This window comes from Micromonospora sp. 15K316, from assembly GCF_004348525.1.
Lineage (GTDB): Bacteria > Actinomycetota > Actinomycetes > Mycobacteriales > Micromonosporaceae > Micromonospora.
In genome coordinates, this window is record NZ_SMKG01000388.1 from 1 (window position 1) to 2,276 (window position 2,276).

Here is a 2,276-nt window from a genome sequence, read left to right on the forward strand (position 1 = left end):
GACCAGTCCTGGAAGGTGACCTGTTCGTCGTGGCTGACCGGCCGGGCGGCCGCGTGGGTGGTCGCGGCGGGGGCGGCCGCGTGCGCCGGCACGGCGGCGCCGAGGAGGGTGAGCGCGGTGACGCCGGCGAGGGCGGCCACGCTCAGGCGTGATCTGGCCATGGGTGCTCCGCGGGGGTGTGGTCGGGCATCGTCGCCGGTCAGTGTCCCGCTTGCAGAGAAGTTTCGCCATATCTGGATGGATGGAAAATCATTGCCGAGACGATGATCCGCTTGGCATGGAAGAGACAGTGATCGATATTGATATGACCATGTGACGGGTGGTGGAGTGTGCTCCACCGAGCGGGATCTCCCGCCCCCCGAGGAGGTTGTCCATGGCCTTCCGTACACCCACCCCTCTCCGCCGGGCCCTGGCGCTCGCCGTCGCCGCCGGCCTGGCGTTCGCCACCTTCGGCACCGGGCCGGTCACCGCCCGGCCGGCTGCCGAACCCGGCGGGTCCGCCGCCGTCGAGTACCGGGTGCTCGGCCCCCGTACGCTCGCCGACCGCAACGCGGTGGCCCGCACCGGCGCCGCGATCGACTACAGCGAGCACGGCGTGCTGCACGTCTCCGCCACGCCGGCCGAGGCCGCGGCGATCGGCCGCCTCGGCTTCCGGCTGGAGGCGGTGCCCGCGCCACCGTCCACCCCGCACAGCCACGGAGACGTCGGCACGTTCGCCTTCCCGCCCGCCGACTCCAACTACCACGACTACGCCGAGCTGACCGCGGTGGTGAACCAGGTCGTTGCGAGCCACCCGACGATCGCCCGCAAGCTCAGCATCGGCAGCTCCTACGAGGGCCGCGACCTGATGGCCGTGAAGATCTCCGACAACGTCGCCACCGACGAGAACGAGCCGGAGATCCTCTTCAACGCCCAGCAGCACGCCCGCGAGCACCTGACCGTGGAGATGGCGATCTACCTGCTGAACCTCTTCACCGACGGGTACGGCAGCGACTCCCGGATCACCAACCTCGTCAACGGCCGGGAGATCTGGATCGTGCCGACGGTGAACCCGGACGGCAGTGAGTACGACATCGCCACCGGCTCCTACCGCTCCTGGCGCAAGAACCGCCAGCCCAACACCGGCTCGTCAGCGATCGGCACCGACCTGAACCGGAACTGGAGCTACCAGTGGGGCTGCTGCGGCGGCTCGTCCGGCTCCACCTCGTCGGAGACCTACCGCGGCCCGTCGGCGTTCTCCGCCCCGGAGACGCAGGCGCTGCGGAACTTCGTCAACAGCCGGGTGGTCGGCGGTGTGCAGCAGATCAAGGCCAACATCGACTTCCACACGTACTCGCAGCTCGTGCTCTGGCCGTTCGGCTACACCACCGCGAACACACCGAGCGGAATGACGGCCGACCAGTACAACACCTTCGCCACCATCGGCCAGCAGATGGCCGCCACCAACGGCTACACGCCGGAGCAGTCCAGCGACCTCTACATCGCCGACGGCACCAGCATCGACTGGATGTGGGCGGCGCACGGCATCTGGGCGTACACCTTCGAGATGTACCCGGGCTCGGCCGGTGGCGGCGGCTTCTACCCGCCCGACGAGGTGATCCCCGCGCAGACCTCCCGCAACCGGGAGGCGGTGCTGATGCTGAGCGAGTACGCCGACTGCCCGTACCGGGCCATCGGCAAGCAGGCGCAGTACTGCGGCGGCGGTGGCGGCACCACGGTCTGGTCGGACACCTTCGAGACCGCCACCGGCTGGACGGTCAACCCGTCCGGCACGGACACCGCCACCCTCGGGGTCTGGGAGCGGGGCGCCGCCCAGGCGACCACCTCCAGCGGGGCGAAGCAGCTCACCCCGTACGCGGGCGGCAACGACCTGGTCACCGGCCGGCTGGCCGGCGCCGGGGCGGGTGACCACGACCTCGACGGCGGAGTGACCAGCGCCCAGTCACCGGCGGTGACGCTACCCGCCAGCGGCACGCTCACCCTCTCGCTCGCCTGGTACCTGGCGCACGGCTCGAACTCCTCGTCGGCCGACTACCTCCGGGTCAGCGTGGTGCACGGCGGGGGCACCACCACCCTGCTCAACCAGGCCGGGGCGGCGACCAACCGCAACGCCTCGTGGGCGGTGGCGAACCTCAACCTCACCCCGTACGCGGGCCAGAGCGTACGGATCCTGATCCAGGCGGCGGACGCCTCGGGCGCGAGCCTCGTCGAGGCGGCTGTGGACAACGTCACCATCACCGCCTCCTGATCCGGTGGGGCCCCGTCCCGCCCCCGAC

At 70.7% G+C, this 2,276-nt stretch carries 1 protein-coding gene; it reads left to right on the forward strand.

The window, feature by feature from the left end:
• Positions 1 to 373: 373 nt before the first annotated feature.
• Complete coding sequence (locus E1211_RS31775) at positions 374 to 2,248, forward strand: M14 family metallopeptidase (protein WP_132353893.1); 1,875 nt, start codon at positions 374 to 376, stop codon at positions 2,246 to 2,248.
• Positions 2,249 to 2,276 lie beyond the last annotated feature (28 nt).

Excerpts from the sequence above, each read along its gene's own strand:
- E1211_RS31775 (WP_132353893.1), top strand. The coding sequence starts at position 374 with ATGGCCTTCCGTACACCCACCCCTCTCCGCCGGGCCCTGGCGCTCGCC.